Raw genomic sequence first — 19,120 nt, forward strand, 5'->3', positions numbered from 1 at the left:
CGCGCAATGGCCTGACCCGTTGAGGATCAGGCCGCACTGTTTTGCACCTTACAGCGCCGTGTAGTTGACCGGCAGCCAATCGTAATTGGTGCTGTCGGTGCGCACATGGCCGATGCCGGGGAAGGCGATATGCGCGCCGGCCACCAGATATTTGCCCTCTACCGCCTGTTTGAATGCCAAATCACGCGCCACGACGGCGGCCTTCTGGTCGACGTCGAATTCGATTGCCACGTCAGGCTCATCGAACTGGAGGATATTGCCATGGGTGATATCGCCCCAGAAGACGATTTTCTGGCCTTCGCTTTCCAGAACGACGGCGCTGTGGCCTGGTGTGTGGCCGGCATAGAGGATCGACCCAAGACCGGGAACCGGCGCGGCGTTGTCGGTAAAGCTCTCAAATTTGCCGGCATCGATATAGGGCTGGATGCTCTCTCTCGCTTCGGCATAATATTTTTTCATCGCTTCGGGCGCTGCCTTCGCCTTTGCCTCATCCAGCCAGAAAGCGGCTTCGCGCTTGTTGACGTGCAGGGTCGCGTTGGCAAAAACGCGTTTGCCATTCGCCGACAGTCCGCCGGAATGGTCGGTGTGGATGTGTGTGAGGATGACGTCGTCAATCTCACTGGCCTTGTAGCCCGAAGCTTCGATATTGGCGACAAGCTTGCCAAGGCTCGCGCCAAGATAGGTGCCGGTGCCGGCATCGATCAGCACCAGCCTGTCGCCGGTATTGACCAGAAACGCATTCACGGAGGTCGGCGTCTCGTCCGGCAGGAAGGCTTTCTGCAAAACCTTGGATGCGTGTTCCGGTGTCGTGTTGCTGTAAAGTTTTGCAAGCGGCAGCGCGACGACGCCATCCGACAGCGCGGTGACTTCCACCTTGCCGACCATCAGCCTGTAGAAGCCGGTTGCCTGTGTGGCAGCGAGCGGCGCTTTGGCAAAGGCGAGGGAGGGCGCAATGAAAGGGGCTGCAAAGATGGCGCTGGCGGCGCCTTTGAGAAGTGAGCGACGTGATGGCATTAAAGGCTCCTGAGTTAGGGAACGTCTTGAAACTTTCCGCACTCCAGCTAAGTGTAGGGACGTCAGCAATCAAATCGATGTGACTTATGCAAACTATCGATCATTTCAATCTCCGTTCCTTCGACCTCAATCTTCTCATCGCTTTCGATGCGATGATGGAGGAAATGAACGTGACGCGTGCTGCGCGGCGGCTGAAAATCCAGCAGCCGGCCATGAGCCATAATATCTCGACTTTGCGGACCCTGTTTCAGGATGAGCTTTTCATCCGCGTGGGGCAGGAGATGAAGCCGACGGCGCGGGCGCTCCATCTGGCCGGCCCGGTGCGGCAGGCGCTCAGGCAGGCGCAGGCGGCGGTTTTGACGGCGGATGTGTTCGATCCGGCGACGGAGCGCCGCACATTCCGGCTGGGCATGTCGAGCGAGGTGGAGCTGTTGCTTTTGCCGGATCTGACGGCGCGACTGCGGGAGATCGCGCCCGGTATTCGCATTCTGGCCCGCAGCGGGCAGGAGCAGGAAATTACCGCGATGCTGGATACGGGTGTGATCGACATGGCGGTCGGATGCACCTACTCGAAAGAGCAGCGCCACCATTGCGAGCCGCTTTATTCCTCCAGCGTGCTCTGCTGTTTCAACCCGGCTTTGCTCGATCTGCCCAATCCCGTCGGACTGGACGCCTATATGGAGGCGAAACACGCGGTCATATCGCAGACGGACAGCCTGCATGGCTGCATCAAGGATGCGCTGGAACTGAGCGGCTTGGAAATCGATGTCGTTGCGGCCGCGCCGGATTTCCTCTCGGTGCTGGCAACGGCGCGATCCTCGGCGGTGCTGGCGACCGTGTCCTCGCGCATCGCGCTGCGTTATGCGCCAATGCTGGGGCTGGAAATAAGCCCGGTGCCGGTGACGCTGAGTTTCCCGCCCGTCGCCATGGTCTGGACATTGCAAACTGACGCGGATGCCGGAGCCGTATGGCTTCGCCAGCAAATCCGTGAGGCCATGGGCCGAACGGTCGACGGTGGGGTATCGGGGATTGCGGCCTAGAACCGCTTCTCCAGCCAGGTGATCGACTGGCCGCTGGAAAGGGGGCCAAGCGAGCCTATCTTCGTGAAACCGTAGCGCTCATAGGTTCTCAGGGCATCCGGGTTCATCGTGTCGATATAGGCGCCCATGCAGCCGCGTTTTCTGGCTTCTTCCTCCGCCATGGCAAGCAGCTTCGGGCCTGTGCCCTGACCGCGCATGGCCTCCGGCACGAAAAGAAGCTGCACGTAAAGCCAGCCGCGAGCGGTGTGGCCCACCAGACCGCCGGTGACGGTATTGTCGTCATCGCGGATGGTGATGTTGAGTTCGCGTTTGTCGCTTTCGCCGAAACGGGCGAGATTATAGGCCACCAGCGGATCGCGAATGGCCTTTTCGGCCTCTGCATCCGCGACGTCGCTCAAAACGAAATTCATGTTCATCTTCCCGGGCCGCCGGGCGGCGGCCGTTTCCCGTTTTCCGTTCCGAGACTTGAAGCGCCTTAAGCTCTTCGCTGGAAACGCCCTTACCGGCCCTCACGCCACCACAGCGCGGAGAAGGCGAGCAGCAGGGCGGCAAGCCCGGCAAAACCGGCAAAGAGCGGCAGGGTGTTGACGCCTTTCAGCACCGTCTCGTCGGTCATGCGTATCAGCATGCGATCCTCATCGGCAACCCTGATATCTCCGCGCACGGGCAATATATCGGGCAGCGCGATACGGCCGGAATTGTCGGCGACACGGTGCACGCTGCCCTTGGTGGCATCGGCCAGCGGCTTCAGCGTTTCGGTGGTCGAGATCATCGCCTTGAATTCCGGCGCATCCACCGCGCCGACATGGACGAGGGTGGTGAAATCGCCGTTTTTGATCTCGAACAGCCCGGTTTCGTCCATGCGGCGCTCGATCCTGTAAAGACCAGGCTCCGTGCTGGTGAAGGCCATGTTTTCCGTCTTGCCGGAAGGGAAACGCACGCTGGCCTGACCGGGATCGTCGCCGATGGTCTGGCGGGTGATCTGCAGGGTGCGGCCATTGGCGCGCGCCGTCAGCGCCTCTTCCTCAAGCTCGGGTTCCTTCATCAGCCAGTGGGCGATGCGGCGGTAAAGCGCCACATGTGGGCCGCCGCCTTCGAAACCGCGCGCCCACAGCCAGCCTTGATCCGACAGCAGCATGGCGACACGGCCTTCGCCCTGACGGTTGAGCACCAGAAGCGGGTCCTGCCCGTCGCCCAGCATCACGGTCTGGCCCTGCGGCGGGTCGACGCTGATGGTGCGGAACCAGCGGCCCCATTGCGGCGGCTCGTTGCCCGAACCTTCCAGCCCGCGGGTGACGGGGTGTTTCTTGCCCGCTTCCGAAAGGCGCGGATAAAAGGCGGCCTGATGCACCTGACCCGTCGGCTGCGCCGGCAGCACGGAGGCGAGCGGCGTCATGGCGATCGAATCCTGACCGGCATGTTCCGGCCCGGCGGCGATCAAGAGCGCGCCGCCCTTTTCGACATATTGGGCGATGTAATCGTAATAGAGGATCGGCAGCACGCCGCGATGCTGATAGCGGTCGAAGATGATGAGGTCGAAATCCTCGATCTTTTCGACGAACAATTCTCGGGTCGGGAAGGCGATCAGCGAGAGTTCGTTGATCGGCGTGCCATCCTGTTTTTCCGGCGGGCGCAGAATGGTGAAATGTACCAGATCGACCGAGGCGTCGGATTTCAGGAGGTTACGCCACGCCCGTTCGCCGGCATGGGGTTCACCGGAGACGAGCAGCACGCGCAGGTTCTGGCGAATGCCTTCGATCAGGTGAACGGCGCGGTTGTTCGCAGCCGTCACTTCGCCGGGAAGCTCGGCGACGGAAAATTCCATGACATTGTTGCCGCCGCGTGGAACCTTGAAGTTGAACGGCGTCGGCTGGCCGGGTGTCGCCTGCAGCGTGGCGATTTCTTCGCCATTCATCTTCACCGTCACTTCCGCCGCACCGCCGCCTGCCGGGCGACCATCATCGAAGACGCGCAGCGTCAGCTGCTGTTCCTCATTGACGATGCCGAAGCGCGGCGCGCGGACGATCTCGATACGGCGGTCGAACTCATCGGCCTTGCCGGTGATCAGCCCATGCACGGGTGCGCGAAAGCCGAGCGCCTGTTCGGCATTGGGCAGGGCATTCGGGATATCGTGTATCTGGCCGTCGCTGAGGAAGATCGCGCCCCCGACGCGGGAAGGCGAGACATCGGAAACGGCGGAGGAGAGCGCCGAGAAAAGCTGCGTCGAGGGTGAATCGCTTTCGCCATCATCGCGCACCTCCACGATGCGCGGCTCGATGCGCGGGAAGCGGGAGAGCCGGTCTTTCAGCGCATTCAGCGCCGTGTCCGTCATCTGCGGCCGGTCCTGCACGTCCTGGCTCTGCGAACGGTCGACGATGACGGGCACGATGGTGGAGAGCGGCTCGCGCTCCTCCTGCGTCAAAAGCGGATTGGCGATGGCCGCAAGCAGGGCAGCGAGCGCCAGTCCGCGCAGCCATGCGCCGCGCACGCCGCGCCACAGGCCTATGAAGGAGAGGGCAAGGGCGGCGACGGCCAGAACGGCGATCACGATCCACGGCAGGAAGGGAGCGAAGGTCAATGTCATGTCACTGCCCCAACCGTTCGAGAAGTGCGGGAACGTGGACCTGATCGGCCTTGTAGTTGCCGGTCAGCATATACATCATGATGTTGACGCCGGAGCGGAAGGCATGCTCGCGCTGCATCTCGTCCGGCGGCACGGTGGGCAGAACCGGTGCGCCCTGCGGATCGACGGCCCATGCGCCGGCGAAATCATTGCCGGTTATCATGATCGGCGTCACGCCATCACCGGAGGAGGAAAGGCCGGAGGTGGTCTTGGCGGCACCCTGGCGCGATTCCACCCAGAGCGGGGAGCCGTTGTAACGGCCGGGGAAATTGGTGAGCAGGTAGAAGGAGCGCGTCAGAACGTGATCTTCCGGCACGGGCTCCAGCGGTGGGATATCGATATTGGCGAGGATCGCCTGCAGGCGCTCGCCGTTAGGGCTGGTCGCGCCGGTATCGAGCGAAGAGAACTGGTCGCGCGTGTCGAACAGCACGGTGCCGCCGGCGCGCATATAGGCGTCGATGCGTGAGATGGCGGCGCTTGAGGGCATGGGTGCTGTTGCGGAAACCGGCCAGTAGATGATGGGATAGAAGGACAATTCGTCCTTGGAAATATCGAGGCCCACAGGCTGTCCGGGCTCTAGTGTCGTGCGCCAGGTCAGGAATTCGCTCAAACCCTGCAAACCCTGCTCTGAAATGCGGTCGACATCGACTTCACCGGTGCGCACATAGGCGAGATGGGTGGTGTCCAGCCGCTCGAAAATCTGCTCGTCGCCGGGTTTGGGATCGTCGGCGCGGGCATCGGTTGGTGACATGGCAGCAAAGGCGCCAAGCGCCAGAAGCACGGTGGCGGCTGTGGCGCTGCGGGCTTTCGGCAGGCGTGCGAAGGCACCGTTCATGAAGAGCACGATCAGGCTGTCGGCAATCAACATCAGGAAGGCGGCGATGAAGAGCGCAGGGCGCAGCGATTTCGCCGTTTCTCCGATCAGGGCTTCGCTGGTGGTGCTGACACCGGCGGCGGAGGTGTCGAGCGGGCGAAGTGTGGCACCTGCGGGTAAGAGATTGAGAGCCACGAAACCATCCTCTGTGCCATAGAGGCCGGGGGGATTGTCGAAACCGGTGCGCGGCGGCTGGCCGGCGCGCATTTCCAGCGGCCGGGCAGTGCCGATTTCGGCTGAAAGCGCGCCTTCGGCCGTCAGCAGCCGGAAGGGCGGAAGGGCCGCGGCCGGGGCATTGGCGTTGGCGGAAGCGCCGCCTGCCTTCGACAATTGCACGATACGGCGCAGCATATCGACGAAATGGCCAGAGATCGGCAGGTCGGACCAGCTTGCCTCGGCGCTGACATGGAAGAGCACGATGCGGCCAGCCTCGACAGTGCGGGTGGTGACGAGCGGCGTGCCATCGGCAAGGCTTGCCCAGGTGCGTTCAGCCAGATCCGGTGTCGGTTCGGCCAGAACCTGACGCTTGACGAGGACACCGTCGGCCTTCGGCATGCCGGCAAAGGCGCCGAAATTCGGGAAATCGGCAAGCGGCTGCGGCTCGGCCCAGGAGAGCGCGCCGCCAAGCGCGCGTTCGCCCTGTCTGAGTGTTACAGGCACGAGCGGATCGTCGGCCGGGGCTGCGGCAAGGCGCGGTCCGGCAAAACGGATCAGCGTGCCGCCACCGGCGAGCCACCGCTGCATGGGCTCATAGGTTTCCTGCGGCAGACGGCCGATATCGGCCATGACGATGACGGAAGGATTGGATTGCAGGATTTCCGGGATCGCCTGCGCCAGATCGGCCTGCCGCTGCGGGATGAGATCGGCAAATGGCTGAAGCGCGCGGCTGATGTAATAAAGCGGCTGCAGCAGCGGCTGGAAATCATTGCCGGTTTCGCCGGCCAGCAGCGCCACGCGGCGGCGGCGGAAACCGTCGTCGAGAAGATGCACCGCACCCGCCGTCGACACGCCTTCGAGGGACAGGCGGGCGAAATCATTGCGCAGCTCGAAGGGCGCTTCCACCGTTGCCGTGGTTTCGGCCGCGCCGGGCGCGAAGTTCGTGATGCCGTTGGCGAGGATACGGCCCTGGCTGTCCTGTGCATTGACGGTCAGCCGGCCGGCTTCGGCGGTATCGAGCCGCGACAGTGTGACGCTCATGGCATCGGCATTGTTGGTGGCGCCGGTAATGGCTGTAATCGCCTTGCCGTCGCCCTTCACGATGCGGAATTCGGCGGGGGAGAGGCTGGCCAGCGTTCTCATCGCGCTTTCATCCTGCGCGGTCTGAACACCATCGGCAATATAGGCGATCGTGCCGGGAGCCGTGCCGTTCAGCGCCTCGGTGATGGCTTCCGCCGTGCGGACACGATCTGGAACGAGCGGCTTTGGCTTTGCTGCGGCGAGTTTTTCCAGTGCAACGGCTGTCGTTCCCGGTACGGCGTCATGTTCCGCATCGGCGGTGAAGCTGATGGAGACGGGGCGGTCGGCCCGTTCCGCATCGCCGATCAGCGCCTGAGCGGTCGCCACGCGTCTTTCCCAGTCAGGTGCGGAGGCCCAGCTGTTGTCGACCACCAGCACCAGCGGGCCGCTGCCGGCAATGCTATTGTTGCGCGGGTTCACCACCGGGTCGGCCAACGCGAAAATCACGGCGGCGGCAAGCGCCATGCGCAGCAGGGTCAGCCACCACGGGCTTTTCGACGGCGTTTCCTCGCGTTTCAGCACCGTCGCCAATATCTTCAGCGGCGGAAAGACTTCCGCCTTGGGGCGCGGCGGGGTGAGCCGCAGCAGCCACCAGATGGCGGGCAGCGCCAGCAAGCCGAGGAGGATATAGGGGCTGGTGAAGACGAAAGGCAATGCGCTCATCTTTGCCCACCGCCCTGTGCTGGCGCGCCGGAAAGATACATGTGCATGGCCACAAGCGCCTCGGAGGCCAGATGATCGGTGCGGTGGAACACGAAGTTCCAGCCGAGACGGCGCAGCGACGAGGACAGCGCCTCACGCCTTGCGAGATAGGCGCGGGTGTAATCCTCGCGAATGGTTTCGGCACGGCCGGACACCAGTTTTTCGCCGGTTTCCGGGTCGGTGAATTCGGTGCGGCCGGAATAGGGGAAGGTCTCTTCGGCCGGATCGGCAATTTCCACCACATGGCCGCGCAGGCCGCGCCGCGCCAGAGGCGAAATCCGCTCCATCACGGCTTTGGCATCATCGAGAAAATCGCCGATGAGGACGATGTCGCTCGCGCCGCGGATCATGCCCGTTTCCGGCATGCCAGTGGTCAGCGGTGCATGCATGATGGCGGCGGCCAGCCGTTCGGCGGCGTTTCTGGCCGAAACCGGCTCCATGATGCCGGGGCAGCCGATGCGCTCGCCGGAGCGCGCGAGAATTTCCGCCAGCGCCAGCATCAGCACCAGCGCGCGGCTTTCCTTGGAGACGGAGCCGAGGGTGGATTTGAACATCATCGACGGCGACATGTCGGCCCAGAGCCAGATGGTGTGGGCGGCTTCCCACTCCCGGTCGCGCACATAGGTATGATCGTCGCGGGCGGAGCGCCGCCAGTCGATGCGCGACAGGCTCTCGCCTTCGGCATAGGGGCGGAACTGCCAGAAATTTTCACCGATGCCGCGTTTGCGGCGGCCGTGCCAGCCGGCGGTGACAGTGTTGGCGATGCGCTTTGCCTCGACCATGCAGTCCGGCACCAGGGCTGCGCGCTGGCGTGCGCGCGCCAGAACTTCGCTACCCGGCGTCTTGTCTACGATCTGGCCGATGGATGCCACATGCAGTCCTTTCGCGAACGTGCTTTCAGTTCTTCGCCTGCTCCACGAGCGCTGCGATGACATCGCGCACCGACATGCCTTCGGCGCGGGCCGCAAAGGTCAGCGCCATGCGGTGTTCCAGCACCGGTTCGGCCAGCGCATGGACATCGTCCAGCGACGGGGCGAGCCGGCCTTCGTAAAGCGCACGGGCACGGGCCGTCAGCATCAGCGACTGACCGGCACGCGGGCCCGGACCCCAGACAACGTGTTTGTCGGTCAATTTGTTGCCATGGCCGGGGCGGGCGGAGCGGACGAGCGAGAGGATTGCATCCACCACCTTGTCGCTCACCGGCATCTGGCGGATGAGGGCTTGGATTTCCATCAGGCGCCCGGCATCGATCACGCCGCGCGCTTCGCCCGAGGCGGTGCCCGTCGTGTCGAGCAGGATCTGGCGTTCGGCGGCAAGCTCGGGATAACCGACATCGACCTGCAGCAGGAAACGGTCGAGCTGGGCTTCGGGCAGCGGATAGGTGCCTTCCTGTTCCAGCGGGTTCTGGGTGGCGAGAACATGGAACGGCTTTGGCAGCTCATAGGTCTGGCCGGCCATGGTGATATGATATTCCTGCATGGCCTGCAAAAGTGCGGACTGCGTGCGCGGGCTGGCGCGGTTGATTTCATCGGCCATCAGCAGCTGGCCGAAAATCGGACCCTTGATGAAACGGAAGGAACGGCGACCGTTCTCGTCCTGATCCATGACTTCCGAACCGAGGATATCCGACGGCATCAGGTCCGGCGTGAACTGGATGCGGTTGGCATCGAGGCCGAGTACGGTGCCGAGCGTGGTGACGAGCTTGGTCTTGGCAAGGCCGGGAACGCCGACCAGCAGCGCATGGCCGCCGGAAAGGATGGCGAGAAGCGTGTTCTGCACCACTTTTTCCTGGCCGAAAATGACCTTGGAGACTTCCGTGCGGATGGCCGCGATATCGGAAAGCGCCTTTTCGGCCGAGGCGACGATGGCCTTTTCATCGAGGGTTTCGCCGGTATTCATCACGCCCATGTCGCTCTCCTCATACCTTCGCCGCTGTCACAGTCGCATCCCGGTTTTGCTGGCAGTCGGCCGGGACGGATTTTGCGCTGCATATAGCTTATTGCTCTCTTGGCCGCTGACAAGCGCCATTCGAATGACTATGTCGTGACTTAGTATTTCCTTATCGGCAAAGCGAGACTCGAATATGGCAGCGGAGACGATAAATTCGGCGGGCGATGCGGCCGGGCTTGCGGCGATGATTTCCCGCGCCGCCGAACAGACCGGCGACGCCAAACGCGGGCCGGCCCCGGTGGAGCGCTGGAATCCGCCTTTTTGCGGCGATCTCGACATGGAAATCCGCGCCGACGGCACCTGGTTCTACCTCGGCACCCCTATCGGCAGGGCGCCGCTGGTGCGGCTGTTTTCCACCGTTCTGCGCAAGGATGAGGATGGCAAAACCTACCTCGTAACTCCTGTGGAAAAAGTCGGCATCCGCGTCGTGGACGCGCCTTTCGTCGCCGTGGAAATGAAGCTGACGGCGGGTGAGGATGATGGCGAGCCGCTGCTGACCTTCCGCACCAATGTCGGCGATGTGGTGGAGGCGGGGCCGGAGCATCCGCTGCGATTCGAGGTTTTCGGTGAGAACCGCGAATTGAAGCCCTATCTTCTGGTGCGCGGTAGGCTGGAAGCGCTCGTCTCGCGAGCCGTGATGTACGACCTCGTCGCACTTGGCGAGGTGATCAAAGTGGAGGGCGTCGACATGTTCGCCGTGCGCTCAGGCGGGGTCGTTTTCCCGGTGATGCCCGCCAAGGAACTGGAACGGCTTTCGCAATGACGACAACGGCATTCAAGACTTTTACCGCCGCCGATTTCCGCCGCCGGGTACTGCAGGAAGGTGAGGGCGTGGCCGAGCGTGAAAATGGCGACCATGTCCTCAATCCGGGTGTGGTGCTTTCCGGGAACGGCATCAAGCTGAAGGACGCCGCCGTGCTGGTGCCTGTCATTGACGATGGTAACGATGCGCGGGTGATCTTCACTCAGCGCACTTCGACGTTGCGCAAGCATTCCGGCCAGATTTCATTTCCAGGCGGCGGCATCGATGCCGAGGACCGGACGCCGGAAGAGGCGGCGCTGCGCGAGACGGAAGAGGAAATCGGCCTTTCCAGGTCTTTCGTGGAAACGGTCGGGCGTCTGCCGGATTATATTTCCGGGACGGGTTTCCGCATCAAGCCGGTGCTGTCCATCGTTCGGCCCGGCTTCGACCTGACGCTCAATCCAACGGAAGTGGATGAGGTTTTCGAGGTGCCGCTGTCCTTTCTGATGGACCCGGCCAACCACGGGCGCGGCAGCCGTATCTTTCAGGGGAAGGAGCGGTTTTTCTACGAAATGCCCTATGGCGAACGCTACATTTGGGGCATTACGGCGGGCATCGTCAGGACGATTTACGAGAGGTTTTATTCATGAGCAGCCTTGCCGGGCGGGACTGGTTTGAAAAACCGGCGCTGAAGCGCATCTTTACGCTTCTGAATGCCGATGGCGGCGAGGTGCGGATCGTTGGCGGCGCGGTGCGCAATGCGCTGATGGACCTGCCGGTGGTCGATGTCGACATGGCGACGACGCTCACCCCTGACGTGGTTGTTGCGCGGGCCAGGGCGGCAGGCATCAAGGCGGTGCCGACCGGCATCGAACACGGCACGGTAACGCTGGTGATCGATGGCGAAGGTTTCGAGGTGACAACGTTGCGCCGCGATGTCGAAACCAATGGCCGCCACGCACAGGTAGCCTTCGGCACCGACTGGCAGACCGATGCCGAGCGACGCGACCTCACCATCAATGCCCTCTATGCCGACGAAAAGGGCGAGATTATCGACCTTATCGATGGTCTTCCCGATATCGAGACCGGCACTGTGCGTTTCATCGGCGATGCGGCGATGCGGATTTCGGAAGATTATCTACGGATTCTCCGGTTTTTCCGCTTTTTCGCCCATTATGGTTCCGGCCGCCCGGATGCGGACGGCTTGCGGGCAAGCGCGCGGGCCAAGGACAAGCTGGGCACGCTTTCAGCCGAGCGGGTGTGGAGCGAGCTGAAAAAGCTGCTTTCCGCCCGCGATCCTTCCCGCGCCCTTTTGTGGATGCGGCAATCGGGCGTTCTGGCGGAAATTCTTCCCGAAACGGAAAAATGGGGCATCGATGCCATTCACGGGCTGGTGGCGACGGAGCAGGCTATCGGCTGGACGGTGGACCCGATGCTGCGGCTTTCCGCCATCGTGCCGCCGGACAGGGACAGGCTGGCCGCCCTTTCCGCGCGCCTCCGGCTGTCGAAGGCCGAAGCGGCTTATCTTGCCCATTGGGCCTCGGCGCCGGCGGCTGATCCAGAGCTGAAGGAGACGGCGCTCGACCGGTTGCTCTATCGTCAGGGCGTCGAGGGCGTGAAGACGCGGCTGAAACTGGCGCTTGCTTCGGCCCGTGCCGATCTTTCGGCTGGCGACACGGCCATGCAGAAAGTCGCGCGGCTTTCGACTTTGCTGACGCGGGCGGAAAAATTTCACAAACCGGGCTTTCCGCTGAGCGGCGCTGATGTGATGGCCGCGGGCGTCGAGGCGGGCCCCAAGGTGGGCGAAGTGCTGAAAAGCCTCGAGGAAAAGTGGGTCGACGTCAATTTCTCACTCGACCGGGCAGCGTTAACCGCCCGGCTGAAAGATATGCTGGAAAATTGAGGTCAGCGACGATGGCGTCGCGGCTCAGGCCGCATTTGCCTCGTCGCGAATGCGGGATTTAATGTTTTCGATCATGTTCTCGCGGATGACGGTTTCGCCGTGCGCCGATCGCATATGTTCCACGGTGCGCCGCACCACTTCGGCGTCGTCATCTGCGCGCGTGTGCCAGGCACAGCCGGGCACGAGCGTTCCACATTCAAACAGTCTCATGGTCTTGCCTCCCTGTTTTAGAGCGCCATGCGTCCGTTCGGACGCATGAAGGACGCTCTAACATTTTGAGTCTGCACATTCTCCCTGTCGAAAACCGGAATCGATTTTCGACAGGGAGAATGTGCGAGAGTGAGGGACAGCAATTCGATTATCTGCTGTCCCTCCGACAAGAAACGAATGTTCACCGCTTATGTTCCAGAGCGGCGTCCTTCGACCTTATTCAGGCCCCTATTCGGGCATCGCCCAGCACTGGAAAACAGAGGATGTGCCGGCTGCCGGAATTTTTGTACGAGGCATTTCGTCATTGGCCGCCCGCCGTGCCGTTTTTTGTCCGGCAAGGGAACGTTTTACCTGTTCGACATAGAAGGAATGCGGCAGTTCGCGATCACCCGTGGCGCGCATTTCTGCTGCCAGGCGGTCGATCAATTCCGGGGTATCGATGGATTGTGGCGCTCCCTCGGGGGAAGCAGAGATAGGCATGCTGTTCGAAGTAATCATGACGATAGCTCCTCCAGTACGTCTGCGGGGAGGAGACTATCATTGCCTTGATTTTTCCATAAGTCCTAATTTGCGCTATTTGCGACAAATTGGCTGATGAGCGTCAAATTTGCGTGAGGTTTTTTAAGGCCAGCGCACCACCGGCGGCAGAGACGAGAGGATCGATTCGACGTTGCCGCCGGTCTTGAGGCCGAAGATCGTGCCGCGATCGTAAAGCAGGTTGAATTCAACATAGCGGCCGCGGCGGATGAGCTGTTCGTCGCGGTCCTCTTCCGTCCAGTTCTGGTTGAAATTGGCGCGGACGATTTTCGGATAGACCAGATTGAAGGCGCGGCCGACATCCTGCACGAAGGCGAAATTGGCGTCCCAGCCGCCATTTTCCTCCTGCGGGTGCAGCCAGTCGAAAAAGATGCCGCCGATGCCGCGGGCTTCGTTACGGTGCTTGAGGAAGAAATACTCGTCGCACCACGTCTTGTAGCGCGGATAATCGGCAACCGGATGGCGGTTGCAGGTGATTTCGAAGGCACGATGGAAAAGCTGGCTGTCCGGGTCTTCCTGCGTCCTTCTGCGCCCCAGCACCGGCGTCAGATCCGCGCCGCCGCCGAACCAGTGGCTGGTGGTGACGACCATGCGGGTATTCATGTGCACCGCCGGCACATTGGGGTTGACGGGATGGGCGATGAGCGAAATGCCCGACGCCCAGAAACGCGGGTCTTCTTCCGCACCGGGTATCTGCTTGCGGAATTCCGGCGAGAATTCGCCGTAGACGGTGGAGGTGTGGACGCCGACCTTTTCGAAGACGCGGCCTTCCATCATCGACATCTTACCGCCGCCGCCCTCGCCATCGTCGCGCAGCCAGTCTTTCTGGACGAAACGGCCGGGCTCCTGGTCGGAAAGAGGGCCGGTCAGGTCGTTTTCGAGGGTCTCGAAGGAGTTAACGATGGTGTCGCGCAGATGCTGGAACCAGGCTTGGGCAAGGGCCTTCTTGTCCTCGATGTCGTCGGGCAAGCCCTTCGGCAAGATTGGCCGTTCCATGCGTATTCTCCTTAGGTGAAGTCGATTCCCTGTCGCGTCTAGCAGGTGCAGGCCCCGCGCACAAATTCGACTCGCCAAGTTCACATGCGGGCACTATCTTTATCGATGTAGGTGCCAGAGGTGAATATCATGACGAAATTTACCGGACCGCCGCCCCTCGACGGGCTGAAGCGCAGGATCGCCAATCACCGCAAGGCGCGTGAAGGCTCGGGCGACGACAAGACGCGCAACGGCATGTTCGTGCGGCAGACCTTCTGTCTCGGACGCGAGGAAGCCCGCGCCAAGGCGCGCGAATGGTTCGACAGCTTTCCGAAAGCGGCCTACTGGACGGAAGTGGAAAGCTGGCGGCAACTGGAAGGCGACCGCATCGAATTCACCATGCGGCGGCTGCCCTCGGCCGATTGAAGTTTAGAGCGTTTTCGCATTTCCCCCGAAATGCTTTCAGGCGCGGGGCTCGGCATAACGCAGTCGGCTTTCGATCAGCACACCGCTTTCATCCAGAATGGGATGCGCCACCGTGACGATATGGGCGTTGATGCGTTTGAGGTCGCGCAGCATGTCTAGATGCAGCGAACTGGTCTGCATGCTTTCCGCCAGCCCGTCGCGCAGCCGCTCCAGATGGCGGTTGGAGGACTGTTTTTCGAGCCGGCGTATATCAACCTTGCTTTCCATCAGCCGGCGGGCGAGTTCGAAATCGCCGGTCACCAGAATGCTCTGGGCGGCGCGCAGGTTCTCGATGGTCATGTCGAACAGGGTTTTCAGCTCCTCATAACCGTCGTCGGAAAACTTGAAGCTGTTCAGCACCTTCTTGCGGATCTGTTCGCAGATGCCCTTTTCGATGATATCGCCGATATGTTCGAGGTTGATCGCGTAATCGATGATGGCGATCGAACGGCGGGCTTCTTCGTCGGAAAGCCCCTTGCGTCCCAGTTGCGACAGATAGACCTTCACCTCCTGCTGGCGGCGGTCGACCTTCTTTTCGAGCAGGGAAACCTCCTGAAGCGGTGCGAGATCATTGTGCTTGAAGGCGTTTTCAGCGCGGATCAGCATGCGCTCGATGCTGTCGCCGACACCCAGCACTTCGCGGGTGGCGTTGGCAAGGGCCACGACCGGCATGTCCAGCGCCTGCTGGTCGAGGAAATTCGGACCGTCTTCGGCTTTCGGATCGCCCGGCACCAGCCTTGCCATCAGGTCGGACAGGAGGCCGGAGAAGGGCCAGGCCAGCGCCGCCAGAATGACGTTGAAGATCAGATGGGCGTCGACCGGCAATTTTGCGGGCGAAAGCGGCAACTGCTGCAGGAATTCCGCGCCATAGGAGGCAAGCGGCAGCGCGATGAGGCAGCCAATGGTGCGCACCAGAAGGTTGCCCATGGTGATGCGCCGCGCCGAGGCGGGGCCGGAAAGCGTGGCGATGACCGGCGGAATGGCGCCGCCGAGATTGGCGCCGAGAATGAGCACGATGATGAGGCCGGTGGAAAGCGTGCCGGTGGCGGCCAGCGACAGGATGAGCACCACGACGGCAAGGCTCGAAGACGAAACGAAGGCGAGCACGGCGGAAAAGATCAGCGCGACGGGCCATGCCCCGTCAAGCAGGCCGATAAAGACGCCGAGAGCCGGCGAGGCGCGCATCGGTTCTGTCGCGCCGCTCAACAGATGCAGCGACAGAAGCATGAGGCCGATGCCGATCAGCGCCGTTCCGCCGCCCTGCCGGGCATTGGAGCTGCCCTTTTTCAAAATAATGCCGGCAAGGATCAGCAGCGGCGACAGCCATTCCACCCCGGCCGCCACGATCCATGCGGTCACGGCGGTGCCGACATTGGCGCCGAGCAGCACCACCTGCGCCATGCGCGGCCTGATGAGGTCTCGTTCAGCAAAGGAGGCGACGGTGAGCGCCGTCGCCGTCGAACTTTGCAGCGCGACGGTGGCGAAAAAGCCGGAAAAGAAGGAACGCGGACCGTTCTGGGTGCCGGTGGCCAGCACGCTTCGCAGTTTCATGCCGAACGCGCGGGTTACGCCATCCTTGACCTGGGAAAGGCCGAAGAGCAGCAGCGCGACTGCGCCGAGAAGGTTGACGATGACAATGGTGGATTGCATGCGACGTCTCCTCACACCCGCCGGCGGATGGTTCCGGCGAGCACGATTTTTATTGTCCGGCTAATCAGTATAGGAGCCTCAATGCCCTCGGTACAGGCCGGGTTGCGACAGTTTTGAAGTAAAAACGGTCAAATTTTGTATTTGCCCGAAAAATTGGCGTTAAAAATGACGCCTAGGCCCATGCCACCTGGCGCAAAGCCTCGCCGGCGATCATCGCCGCCGACATGGCGACGTTGATGGAGCGCTGTCCCGACATCATGGGGATGATGATTCGCTCCTCTGCCTTTTCATGCACATGGTCTGGTACGCCCGCACTTTCGCGGCCGAAAAGCAGGATGTCATCCGTGCGGTAGGCGATCTTCGTATAGGGAAGGGCGGCTTTGGTGGAGGCGAGAACCAGACGGCGGCCGGTGGTTGCCCGCCATTCCTCGAAACGGTCCCAGCTGACATGGCGCGTCAGCGCCGCCGCCGCGATATAATCCATGCCCGCCCGTTTCAGGTTGCGGTCGGAAATATCGAAACCGGCCGGCTCGATGATGTCGACGCCGAGGCCGAGACAGGCGGCCAGCCGCAGGATGGTGCCGGTATTGCCGGGAATATCGGGCTGGTAAAGGGCGATCCTGATTTCGGGCATGGTATCGGACATGGACGTCTCACTGCGGTTGGTCTGCCCGTCCGATTATCACGGGCAGGGGCCGGGCGACAGCTATGCTGCAAAAAGTCCCCTTGAAGCGCCGTTCCCGGCTGGATGTTCATTCGCGTGACACACAGGGCGGCTACCCGCGGCCGAATAGGGCGATGTCGGCATCGTTTAACGGGCGGAGACCTCGCGGGGTCATCTCCGCCCCTTCGGGCGGCACCTGCATGTTTTCTCGCGTATTCGGTGTCTTTCCGACTGGTCATTGACTAAATTTTGCGCTACAAGGCCATATCTTCAACACCAGCCAAGGGAGGTTCTCATGCCAAATGACATTCGCATCCGCCTCCCGGCCCCAGTCGTGCCGCTGCTGGCTTAGGTGTTACTCCGCGGTTCGCCCGCGTTTCCCATTTTTCGATTCGTCATGTGGCTGTCACGGCCATATCCAAAGACTTTTCCGTTCCGTCGTGAGCCATATTTGTGTCCGCTCACCATGTCACGATGGAGCGATTGATTGCCGGAGCTTGGCCTATGTTTGGCTGGTTTGAAAAACGCCTCGATCCTTTTCCCTCTTCGGCGCCCTCCGTGCCGCCAAAGAAGCTTTTGCCGTTCCTGTGGCACTATGTGAAGCCCGCATGGCCATGGCTCCTGCTGCTCGGCCTGATGTCCATGGGCATCGCGATTGCGGAAGCCATGCTCTACAAATTCCTCGGCAATATCGTCGACTGGCTGTCCACGGCCAATCGCGAGACATTTTTTGCCGATGAGGGCTGGCATCTGATCGGCATGGCGGCGCTGGTGCTCTTCGTGCTGCCGCTGATGGGCGCGATCCACACCATGACGATGCACCAGACGCTTGCCGGCAATTTCGGCATGATTGCGCGCTGGAAGATGCACCGTTTCCTGCTGCGCCATTCCATGAACTTCTTCGCCAACGAGTTTGCCGGCCGCGTTTCCACCAAGGTGATGCAGACGGCGCTGGCGATCCGCGAAGTGGCGCTGAAGGTGATCGACGTCTTCGTCTATGCGATCAGCTTCGTCGTCTCGATGCTGTTCATGGTCGCGGCGGCGGACTGGCGGCTGGTCATTCCGCTGCTGGTCTGGCTCGGTATCTATATGGCCATCCTCGCTTATTTCGTGCCCAAGCTCGGCCGGCTGGCGCAGGAGCAGGCCGATGCGCGCTCGATGATGACGGGCCGGATCGTCGACAGTTACACCAACATCTCGACGATCAAGCTATTTTCCCATGCGGGGCGCGAGGAAAGATATGCGCGTGAGGGCATGAATGTGTTTCTCGGAACCGTTCACCGCCAGATGCGCAAGATTTCCGGCTTCAACATCCTGATCGACCTCAACAACGCCCTGGTGCTGTTTTCCACGGCGGCGCTCGGTCTTTATTTCTGGATGCAGGGTTCGGTCACGGCCGGTTCGGTCGCCATCGCCATCAGCCTTGCCATGCGCGTCAACGGCATGTCGCAGTGGATCATGTGGGAGGTCACCTCGCTGTTCGAAAATATCGGCACGGTCTATGACGGCATGTCGATGATGACGAAGCCGCACGACATCGTCGACGTTCCGAAGGCGCCTCAGCTTGCCGCACCGCAGGGCGCGATCCGTTATGACAATGTCCGTTTCCACTACGGCAAGAACAAGGGCGTGATCGACGGGCTGACGCTCGACATCAAACCTGGCGAAAAGGTCGGTCTGGTCGGGCGTTCGGGTGCGGGCAAGACGACGCTGATGAACCTGCTTTTACGTTTCTACGATCTGGAAGCGGGCAGGATCACCATCGACGGGCAGGACATCTCCAAGGTGTCGCAGGACAGCCTGCGCGAGCTGATCGGCGTCGTGACGCAGGATACCTCGCTGCTGCACCGGTCGATCCGCGACAACATCGCTTATGGTCACCCCGAAGCCACGGACGAGCAGGTGATCGCGGCGGCGAAGCGGGCGAATGCCTGGGACTTCATCGAAGCGCTTGTCGACATGCATGGCCGTCAGGGCCTCGATGCGCAGGTGGGCGAACGCGGCGTGAAGCTCTCCGGCGGCCAGCGCCAGCGTATCGCTATCGCCCGCGTCTTCCTCAAGAACGCGCCGATCCTGGTGCTGGACGAGGCGACTTCGGCGCTCGACTCCGAAGTCGAGGCGGCGATCCAGGAAAACCTGTTCTCGCTGATGGAAGGCAAGACGGTGATCGCGATTGCCCACCGCCTTTCGACACTGACCGAAATGGACCGGCTCATCATTCTCGACAAGGGCCGGATCGTGGAGGCGGGCAGCCATGCGGAGCTGGTGGCGATGGGCGGCATCTATGCCGACCTGTGGCGGCGCCAGTCCGGCGGCTTCATCGCCGACCATGAGGCGGAAGTGGCCGCAGAGTAAGGAAAAGCGAGAGGGCGGCAAGCATGGTTTCCCGCCCGCTCGCCTATGATATGTGTGCCAACCTCTCTTCCGTCATACCGGACTAGATCCGGCATCCAGCCACGGCGCGTCCGCGCCGTGAGAGGAGTCTTTTGCGATCAAGGACTTGATCGCGCTGGACCCCGGATCAAGTCCGGGGTG

At 61.9% G+C, this 19,120-nt stretch carries 17 protein-coding genes; 6 read left to right on the forward strand and 11 right to left on the reverse strand.

What is annotated here, in order from left to right; translation table 11 throughout:
• Positions 1–48: 48 nt before the first annotated feature.
• Positions 49–1,014 (reverse strand): MBL fold metallo-hydrolase, encoded by a 966-nt coding sequence (locus PH605_RS16140; RefSeq protein WP_142845434.1) that lies wholly within the window; start codon positions 1,012–1,014, stop codon positions 49–51.
• Between the two features lie 86 nt (positions 1,015–1,100).
• Here PH605_RS16140 and PH605_RS16145 point away from each other — a divergent pair, with 86 nt between their 5' ends.
• Positions 1,101–2,054, forward strand: coding sequence for a LysR substrate-binding domain-containing protein (locus PH605_RS16145; protein WP_142845435.1), 954 nt, complete (start codon positions 1,101–1,103; stop codon positions 2,052–2,054).
• On the opposite strand, the gene PH605_RS16150 is transcribed toward PH605_RS16145, so the two are convergent.
• The 5 genes from PH605_RS16150 to PH605_RS16170 form a co-directional block, all read right to left on the reverse strand.
• Complete coding sequence (locus tag PH605_RS16150) at positions 2,051–2,464, reverse strand: GNAT family N-acetyltransferase (protein WP_065655940.1); 414 nt, start codon at positions 2,462–2,464, stop codon at positions 2,051–2,053. The genes PH605_RS16145 and PH605_RS16150 overlap by 4 nt on opposite strands.
• An 89-nt stretch (positions 2,465–2,553) precedes the next feature.
• On the reverse strand, positions 2,554–4,638 hold the full coding sequence (locus PH605_RS16155) for a hypothetical protein (protein ID WP_104679558.1): 2,085 nt from the start codon (positions 4,636–4,638) through the stop codon (positions 2,554–2,556).
• Between the two features lies 1 nt (position 4,639).
• Positions 4,640–7,450: a DUF4159 domain-containing protein gene (locus tag PH605_RS16160; RefSeq protein WP_142845436.1), complete on the reverse strand. Its 2,811-nt coding sequence runs from the start codon at positions 7,448–7,450 to the stop codon at positions 4,640–4,642.
• A complete protein-coding gene (locus PH605_RS16165) occupies positions 7,447–8,361 on the reverse strand; it encodes a DUF58 domain-containing protein (RefSeq protein ID WP_142845437.1) in 915 nt (304 codons plus the stop codon). Before PH605_RS16165 ends, PH605_RS16160 begins: the two co-directional genes overlap by 4 nt.
• Positions 8,362–8,386: 25 nt before the next feature.
• Entirely contained in the window at positions 8,387–9,397 is a 1,011-nt protein-coding gene (locus PH605_RS16170; protein WP_065655696.1) for an AAA family ATPase, read from the reverse strand.
• Positions 9,398–9,572: 175 nt separating this feature from the next.
• On the opposite strand from PH605_RS16170, the gene PH605_RS16175 reads away from it, so the two are divergent.
• From PH605_RS16175 to PH605_RS16185, 3 genes are read left to right on the forward strand one after another with little or no spacing between them, the layout of a single operon-like run.
• The gene (locus tag PH605_RS16175) at positions 9,573–10,202 is read left to right on the forward strand and encodes a DUF1285 domain-containing protein (RefSeq protein ID WP_142845438.1); all 630 of its coding nucleotides are present in this window, start codon (positions 9,573–9,575) and stop codon (positions 10,200–10,202) included.
• Entirely contained in the window at positions 10,199–10,831 is a 633-nt protein-coding gene (locus PH605_RS16180; protein ID WP_142845439.1) for an NUDIX hydrolase, read from the forward strand. The genes PH605_RS16175 and PH605_RS16180 overlap by 4 nt, the downstream gene beginning before the upstream one ends.
• The gene (locus tag PH605_RS16185) at positions 10,828–12,084 is read left to right on the forward strand and encodes a CCA tRNA nucleotidyltransferase (protein WP_142845440.1); all 1,257 of its coding nucleotides are present in this window, start codon (positions 10,828–10,830) and stop codon (positions 12,082–12,084) included. The genes PH605_RS16180 and PH605_RS16185 overlap by 4 nt, the downstream gene beginning before the upstream one ends.
• Positions 12,085–12,108: 24 nt before the next feature.
• On the opposite strand, the gene PH605_RS16190 is transcribed toward PH605_RS16185, so the two are convergent.
• The 3 genes from PH605_RS16190 to hemF form a co-directional block, all read right to left on the reverse strand.
• Complete coding sequence (locus PH605_RS16190) at positions 12,109–12,294, reverse strand: DUF1059 domain-containing protein (RefSeq protein WP_003523091.1); 186 nt, start codon at positions 12,292–12,294, stop codon at positions 12,109–12,111.
• A 228-nt stretch (positions 12,295–12,522) separates the two neighbouring features.
• The gene (locus PH605_RS16195) at positions 12,523–12,792 is read right to left on the reverse strand and encodes a hypothetical protein (protein WP_078051779.1); all 270 of its coding nucleotides are present in this window, start codon (positions 12,790–12,792) and stop codon (positions 12,523–12,525) included.
• Positions 12,793–12,915: 123 nt separating this feature from the next.
• Complete coding sequence (hemF, locus tag PH605_RS16200) at positions 12,916–13,827, reverse strand: oxygen-dependent coproporphyrinogen oxidase (RefSeq protein WP_125146633.1); 912 nt, start codon at positions 13,825–13,827, stop codon at positions 12,916–12,918.
• A gap of 129 nt (positions 13,828–13,956) precedes the next feature.
• Here hemF and PH605_RS16205 point away from each other — a divergent pair, with 129 nt between their 5' ends.
• Positions 13,957–14,232: a hypothetical protein gene (locus PH605_RS16205; protein WP_003523094.1), complete on the forward strand. Its 276-nt coding sequence runs from the start codon at positions 13,957–13,959 to the stop codon at positions 14,230–14,232.
• A 36-nt stretch (positions 14,233–14,268) separates the two neighbouring features.
• Here the strand turns inward: PH605_RS16205 and PH605_RS16210 are convergent, their stop codons facing one another.
• Together PH605_RS16210 and PH605_RS16215 are read right to left on the reverse strand one after the other, a co-directional pair.
• Positions 14,269–15,921: a Na/Pi cotransporter family protein gene (locus PH605_RS16210; RefSeq protein WP_065655703.1), complete on the reverse strand. Its 1,653-nt coding sequence runs from the start codon at positions 15,919–15,921 to the stop codon at positions 14,269–14,271.
• Positions 15,922–16,093: 172 nt separating this feature from the next.
• The gene (locus tag PH605_RS16215) at positions 16,094–16,555 is read right to left on the reverse strand and encodes a tRNA (cytidine(34)-2'-O)-methyltransferase (RefSeq protein WP_161987926.1); all 462 of its coding nucleotides are present in this window, start codon (positions 16,553–16,555) and stop codon (positions 16,094–16,096) included.
• 534 nt (positions 16,556–17,089) lie between these two features.
• Between PH605_RS16215 and PH605_RS16220 the strand changes: the two genes are divergently transcribed.
• Positions 17,090–18,940: an ABC transporter ATP-binding protein gene (locus tag PH605_RS16220; RefSeq protein WP_142845441.1), complete on the forward strand. Its 1,851-nt coding sequence runs from the start codon at positions 17,090–17,092 to the stop codon at positions 18,938–18,940.
• Positions 18,941–19,120 lie beyond the last annotated feature (180 nt).

Source organism: Agrobacterium sp. CFBP 3001, assembly GCF_027871605.1.
GTDB lineage: Bacteria > Pseudomonadota > Alphaproteobacteria > Rhizobiales > Rhizobiaceae > Agrobacterium > Agrobacterium leguminum.

What these genes read in the sequence shown, in the direction of transcription:
- PH605_RS16140 (WP_142845434.1), bottom strand. Translation starts at nt 1,014, where the DNA reads ATGCCATCACGTCGCTCACTTCTCAAAGGCGCCGCCAGCGCCATCTTT.
- PH605_RS16145 (WP_142845435.1), top strand. Translation starts at nt 1,101, where the DNA reads ATGCAAACTATCGATCATTTCAATCTCCGTTCCTTCGACCTCAATCTT.
- PH605_RS16150 (WP_065655940.1), bottom strand. Translation starts at nt 2,464, where the DNA reads ATGAATTTCGTTTTGAGCGACGTCGCGGATGCAGAGGCCGAAAAGGCC.
- PH605_RS16155 (WP_104679558.1), bottom strand. Translation starts at nt 4,638, where the DNA reads ATGACATTGACCTTCGCTCCCTTCCTGCCGTGGATCGTGATCGCCGTT.
- PH605_RS16160 (WP_142845436.1), bottom strand. Translation starts at nt 7,450, where the DNA reads ATGAGCGCATTGCCTTTCGTCTTCACCAGCCCCTATATCCTCCTCGGC.
- PH605_RS16170 (WP_065655696.1), bottom strand. Translation starts at nt 9,397, where the DNA reads ATGGGCGTGATGAATACCGGCGAAACCCTCGATGAAAAGGCCATCGTC.
- PH605_RS16175 (WP_142845438.1), top strand. Translation starts at nt 9,573, where the DNA reads ATGGCAGCGGAGACGATAAATTCGGCGGGCGATGCGGCCGGGCTTGCG.
- PH605_RS16180 (WP_142845439.1), top strand. Translation starts at nt 10,199, where the DNA reads ATGACGACAACGGCATTCAAGACTTTTACCGCCGCCGATTTCCGCCGC.
- PH605_RS16185 (WP_142845440.1), top strand. Translation starts at nt 10,828, where the DNA reads ATGAGCAGCCTTGCCGGGCGGGACTGGTTTGAAAAACCGGCGCTGAAG.
- PH605_RS16190 (WP_003523091.1), bottom strand. Translation starts at nt 12,294, where the DNA reads ATGAGACTGTTTGAATGTGGAACGCTCGTGCCCGGCTGTGCCTGGCAC.
- PH605_RS16195 (WP_078051779.1), bottom strand. Translation starts at nt 12,792, where the DNA reads ATGATTACTTCGAACAGCATGCCTATCTCTGCTTCCCCCGAGGGAGCG.
- hemF (WP_125146633.1), bottom strand. Translation starts at nt 13,827, where the DNA reads ATGGAACGGCCAATCTTGCCGAAGGGCTTGCCCGACGACATCGAGGAC.
- PH605_RS16205 (WP_003523094.1), top strand. Translation starts at nt 13,957, where the DNA reads ATGACGAAATTTACCGGACCGCCGCCCCTCGACGGGCTGAAGCGCAGG.
- PH605_RS16210 (WP_065655703.1), bottom strand. Translation starts at nt 15,921, where the DNA reads ATGCAATCCACCATTGTCATCGTCAACCTTCTCGGCGCAGTCGCGCTG.
- PH605_RS16215 (WP_161987926.1), bottom strand. Translation starts at nt 16,555, where the DNA reads ATGCCCGAAATCAGGATCGCCCTTTACCAGCCCGATATTCCCGGCAAT.
- PH605_RS16220 (WP_142845441.1), top strand. Translation starts at nt 17,090, where the DNA reads ATGTTTGGCTGGTTTGAAAAACGCCTCGATCCTTTTCCCTCTTCGGCG.